Genomic DNA, 5039 nt, shown 5'->3' with positions numbered 1-5039 from the left:
ATAGAACCGCCGTATACCGAACGGTACGTACGGTGGTGTGAGAGGTCGGGGGTTAGTCACCCCCTCCTACTCGATTAATACATAAATAAAACTGAGTGGGTGATTATGAACAAACTGTTCTACCTCTTGGACTGAATGTAAATCTTTCATTATTTTCGCTCCATTCTTGATGAAAGGATGTAGATTTTCCTTATTATGCTTCCTTTAGCGAAATAAATGTAGTTAACATTTAAGGAATTCCTGTTTGACCATATTCATAACCTTTTAGAAAAGGGAAATAAGTTTGGTTCATAGGAGGAGTTCCTCTTTTATTCTAAAGAATCGATTTAAGGAGGAATGAAATGACTTATAATTATTGCCCACAATGTGGGGAAAAACTACTTAATAAAGAGATATTGCAAGGATTTTGACGAAAAGGGGATTAAATGGGTGCTTGCCGTAGTATTGAGTAAAAAGCGAAGGCTGTCAAACCAAGCTCCTTCGCTTTTTTTCTATTCCAGATTGCAGACTGCTGAAGAAATTTTTGTCTATTAATGTCTAGTGTCTTCGTTACTTTTATATTCTAAAATATCTCCAGGCTGGCAATCTAATGCTTTGCAAATGGCCTCTAAAGTGGAAAAACGAATCGCCTTTGCCTTTCCATTTTTCAAGATAGAAAGGTTTGCCATCGTAATTCCGACCCTCTCCGAAAGCTCCGTTACGCTCATTTTCCTTTTCGCCAGCATCACATCAATATTAATTATGATCGACATGGTTTTCACCTCACACTATTAAATCATTTTCAGATTTTATATCAACGACTACTTTTACAAGTTTTTGGAGGACGCCAACAAAGGTTGCGATTACGCTTGAAGCAAAAGTGAGCATAAATCCCAAGCTTATAATACCTGTTATGTCTTCACCTGTACCTGCACTCAATATAACGACAGATAGGATTCCAGCTGCAATAAAAGCAATGATGGTAATAGCACAGCGTTTGATCACCTTCAAAGCTCAAATAGATGATTCTGAGAAAGCATTGTTTTTATCAATGTAAATTAAAAGTTTAAATGCTTGATACAACGCGATGAAAAAGGGCGTAGAGAATAAATAAGCAGCTAGTAAAAAGGGATATTGCAAGTAAGCAGTCTCTGGATGCACTTCTGCATCTCTACTGGCTATCTCAGGAAACAGAAATATACACAAACCAAGTGCGACAATTCCGATAAGAATAATTACTCCTTTAAGTAAAAAAGTTGCCCAGCGGTTCATAAAAAACACCTCACAAATGAATTGTAATACAAACCTAGACGGTTAAGTCATTTTCAGATTTGATATCAATCGCTTCTTTTAACAGTTTTTGAAGAACAGCAGCAAAGACGGCGATCACCATGGAAGCAAAAGGTACAACCAATCCGACAAAGATGACACCAGGGGCGTCGTCTTTCTCCGCAAAGAGATAGAAGAGCGGCAAGACTAGCACATGCAAAATGCTGATGGTGATGGCACATTGTTTGATTTTCTTTAAAGCTTTTACAGACAAATCGGAGAAAGCTATATTTTTGTCAATAAAGAGTAGCAGTTTGAAAGCCTGGTACAAAGCAAAGTAAAAAGGAATCACAGATGCATAAAAAATAATGAAAATCAGATATTTTATAGAAGCAACCCCTGGAAGCAATTTTGCTGCAAGTTTTCCTAACTCAGGCACCAAAAAGATGCATAAAGCAAGAACAGGGATCCCAATCAGAAAAACTGCTATCTTCAAGAAGAGTGTTGATACATGTTTCATAAACAGCACCTCACAAATTTATTGTTAATGAGAATTTAACACGGTATTTATCGATTATCAATAAATTTTTATTTTTTATTATGATATTTTTGCTGTTAAATATACACGGTTTTTAAAGCTTACTCCAATATGTTCTTAGTATCATCTTGATATTTATAGAATTAGCATTTTTTGGAATATAATAGTATTAGTTGAAATTATTTAGATTTTGGAGAAATAACGATGGTGAATATTTTATATTACTTGATCTTTGGAATGGTTGCGTTTGTTTTTACCATTTTTATATTCATGCTTTTTGGTTGGCGTTGGATCATGAAACGGATGGTAAAGCAAATGGGAAAGATTATTTTAACAGACAGTTATCAAGAAAATGTGATGGAATTGATGCCCGGACTCCGGCATATGGGCATTCAAAATATGCTTGAAAATAGCTTGCGGGCAGAAACAGGCGATGTTCTCCACCGTCCGCTTGGCTCTTCGAAAAAATGGCCGCATTTAGATTCGATTACCTTCATTCCCGCCCAAACATCACCTTTTCCAATTGACGGTGAAGAAGATGTTGATGTGGAAGTAATCATTGGGCCTCAAGCAAAAAAACCGATGAAAATAAAAATCCCGTTAATGATCAGCGGCATGGCCTATGGGATTGCACTCAGTGAGGAAGTGAGACTTTCATTGGCACAAGCAGCGAACAATGTTGGAACCGCCATTAATTCTGGTGAAGGGGCAGTTCTGCCTGAAGAAATCAATGTTAGCGGAAAATATATTTTACAGTTTTCCAAAACAGATTGGTCAAAAGAGGAAGAATTAATAAAGCAGGCCGATATGATCGAAATTAAATTGGGACAAGGCGCATTATTCGGGACAGGTGGGAAAATTTCTCCTAAAAATTTAACGGCTCGTGCCCGTGAACTGATGGGGTTAAAGGAAAACGAGGATGCCGTGATTTATGATAATTTTGTTGTAGATCAAACACTGGATGATTTAAAAGAACTTGTTGATGAGCTTCGGAGTATAACAGGTGGTGTTCCTATTGGCACAAAAATTGGGGCTGGCGGGAAAATTGAAGAAGATATTGATCATTTAATCTATATGGGTGTTGATTATATTGCGGTTGATGGTGGACAAGCAGCAACACTCGGTTCTCCCCCTATTTTAGCTGACGACGTTGGAATCCCAACTCTGCATGCGATTGTCAGGGCTGCTAATCACCTAGAAAAGAGAAACATGAAAGGAAAGATTAGTTTAATTGCCTCTGGCGGACTTCTAGTACCAGGGCATTTTTTAAAAGTGCTCGCCCTTGGAGCGGATGCTGTGTATTTAGGCTCCTCTATGTTATTTACCGTCTCACATCCGCAATCATTGAATGCCCTTCCGTTTGAACCACCGACACAAGTTGTTTGGAATCAAGGGAAATACAAGGATCAATTTAAGATTGAAGTAGGGGTAAAATCTGCGGAGAAATTCTTAACAGCTTGTACAGAAGAAATCAAGACGGCATTAAGAGCAATGGGTAAGCGTTCTTTAAAAGAATTATCAAAAAAGGATCTGGTATCCTTTGATGAATTAACCGCCCAAATGGTGGGAATTCCGTTTTCCTTTGATCCATGGGAAGAAAAACAATTGGAGAACTGACAATGGCGAACATTTTTGTTTATTTGACTTTTGGACTAATGTCCCTATTATTTGTGGTGTTTCTATTCATGCTCATTGGTTGGCGCTGGATGATGAAACGAGTAGTGAAGATGGCTGGTAAAATTATTTTATCTGACAGTTATCAAGAAAATATTATGGAACTGATACCAGGCCTTCGGCATATGGGGATTCAAAATGTGCTGGAAAATAGCTTACGGGCAGAAACCGGAACGGTCCTTTTTCGCCCGCTCGGCGGCTCTGCAAAAAAATGGCCGCATTTGGAACCCATTACTTTTATCCCTGCACAAACATCACCCTTTCCAATTGATGGTGTAGATGAGGTAGATGTTACCGTTACGATTGGACCGGAGGCAACAAAGCCAATGAAAATTAATATTCCATTGATGATCAGTGGAATGGGCTTTGGGATTTCACTTAGTGAACAAGCTAGACTTTCTTTGGCTAAAGCAGCAAATAAGACAGGAACTGCGATTAACTCTGGTCAAGGTGGAATTCTACCCGAAGAATTAACCGCTGCCGGAAAGTATATTTTACAAATTTCTAAAACGGATTGGGCAAAGGAAGAACACTTATTGAAGCGTGCTGATATGATTGAAATTAAATTAGGTCAGGGCGCTTTAGCGGGAATGGGGGAGAAAATTCCGCCACAAAGGTTAACAGGCCGTGCTCGTGAAGTAATGGGACTTAAGGAAAATGAAGAAGCAGTCATTAATGAAAACTTTTTCGAAGATCAAACATTGCTAGATTTAAAACTACTTGTGGATGAACTTCGGGTACTATCTGGTGGAGTCCCCATAGGTGTCAAAATTGGCGCAGGTGGAAAAATGGAAGAAGATCTTGATCATTTACTCTTTATGGGGGTTGATTTTATTACCATTGACGGCGGACAAGCAGGCATGTACGGGGCACCACCTATATTATTTGATGATTTTGGAATCCCGACATTACATGCTGTAGTGAGAGCTGTGAACCATCTAGAAAAAAGACAGATGAAAGGGAAAATTAGTTTAATCGTATCAGGAGGCATGTTAGTCCCAGGACATTTCTTAAAAGTGCTTGCGCTCGGAGCTGACGCTGTATATGTAGGCACCGCCATGCTGTTTGCTCTGGCACACGATCAAGTATTGAATGCCCTTCCATTTGAACCGCCTACACAAGCGATTTGGTATGACGGCAAGTTCAAGGATCAATTTAAAACCGATGTAGGGGAAAAAACAGCGGAGAAATTCCTAACAGCTTGTACTGAAGAAATGAAAATGGCATTAAGATCAATGGGTAAACGCTCTTTAAAAGAGTTGTCAAAAAAGGATTTGGTTTCCTATGATGAATTGACGGCTAAAAAGGTAGGAATTCCGTTTTCCTTTAAGGCATGGGAAGACAAATAGTCTCGATAGACAAAGGTTAATCCCCCAGCCATTGGTTGGGGGATATTTTCGGGCGCCAACTTGCGGATAAGGTGTCGCAACTTGCGGATGAGGTGTCGCAACTTGCGGATAAGGTGTCGCAACTTGCGGATGAGGTGTCGCAACTTGCGGATAAGGTGTCGCAACTTGCGGATGAGGTGTCGCAACTTGCGGATGAGGTGTCGCAACTTGCGGATAAGGTGTCGCAACTT

The 5039-nt window shown here is 39.5% G+C and carries 5 protein-coding genes and 1 pseudogene; 3 read left to right on the top strand and 3 right to left on the bottom strand.

The genetic code is table 11. The annotated features are described in order from the left end of the window. Positions 1-530: 530 nt before the first annotated feature. The 3 genes and pseudogenes from KHB02_RS29360 to KHB02_RS29350 form a co-directional block, all read right to left on the bottom strand. Positions 531-752: a helix-turn-helix domain-containing protein gene (locus KHB02_RS29360; RefSeq protein WP_213145705.1), complete on the bottom strand. Its 222-nt coding sequence runs from the start codon at positions 750-752 to the stop codon at positions 531-533. 10 nt (positions 753-762) lie between these two features. Beyond that, positions 763-1251: pseudogene (locus tag KHB02_RS29355) on the bottom strand (DUF2975 domain-containing protein). A 34-nt stretch (positions 1252-1285) separates the two neighbouring features. Further along, the gene (locus KHB02_RS29350; protein WP_213145706.1) at positions 1286-1768 is read right to left on the bottom strand and encodes a DUF2975 domain-containing protein; all 483 of its coding nucleotides are present in this window, start codon (positions 1766-1768) and stop codon (positions 1286-1288) included. A 222-nt stretch (positions 1769-1990) separates the two neighbouring features. Between KHB02_RS29350 and KHB02_RS29345 the strand changes: the two genes are divergently transcribed. From KHB02_RS29345 to zapB, 3 genes are all read left to right on the top strand, one after another. Beyond that, on the top strand, positions 1991-3403 hold the full coding sequence (locus KHB02_RS29345) for an FMN-binding glutamate synthase family protein (protein WP_213145707.1): 1413 nt from the start codon (positions 1991-1993) through the stop codon (positions 3401-3403). A gap of 2 nt (positions 3404-3405) precedes the next feature. Beyond that, positions 3406-4809, top strand: a complete 1404-nt coding sequence (locus tag KHB02_RS29340) for an FMN-binding glutamate synthase family protein (RefSeq protein WP_213145708.1) — start codon at positions 3406-3408, stop codon at positions 4807-4809. A gap of 35 nt (positions 4810-4844) precedes the next feature. Continuing rightward, positions 4845-5039, top strand: a 195-nt coding sequence (gene zapB, locus KHB02_RS30110; RefSeq protein WP_476739055.1) for a cell division protein ZapB, incomplete at its 3' end; no start/stop codon positions are given.

It is taken from the genome of Neobacillus citreus (assembly GCF_018343545.2).
Lineage (GTDB): Bacteria > Bacillota > Bacilli > Bacillales > Cytobacillaceae > Neobacillus > Neobacillus citreus.
Note: the sequence above shows the minus strand (reverse complement) of the source record. Positions and strands in the feature narration are given on the sequence as shown.

What these genes read in the sequence shown, in the direction of transcription:
- KHB02_RS29360 (WP_213145705.1), bottom strand. Translation starts at nt 752, where the DNA reads ATGTCGATCATAATTAATATTGATGTGATGCTGGCGAAAAGGAAAATG.
- KHB02_RS29350 (WP_213145706.1), bottom strand. Translation starts at nt 1,768, where the DNA reads ATGAAACATGTATCAACACTCTTCTTGAAGATAGCAGTTTTTCTGATT.
- KHB02_RS29345 (WP_213145707.1), top strand. Translation starts at nt 1,991, where the DNA reads ATGGTGAATATTTTATATTACTTGATCTTTGGAATGGTTGCGTTTGTT.
- KHB02_RS29340 (WP_213145708.1), top strand. Translation starts at nt 3,406, where the DNA reads ATGGCGAACATTTTTGTTTATTTGACTTTTGGACTAATGTCCCTATTA.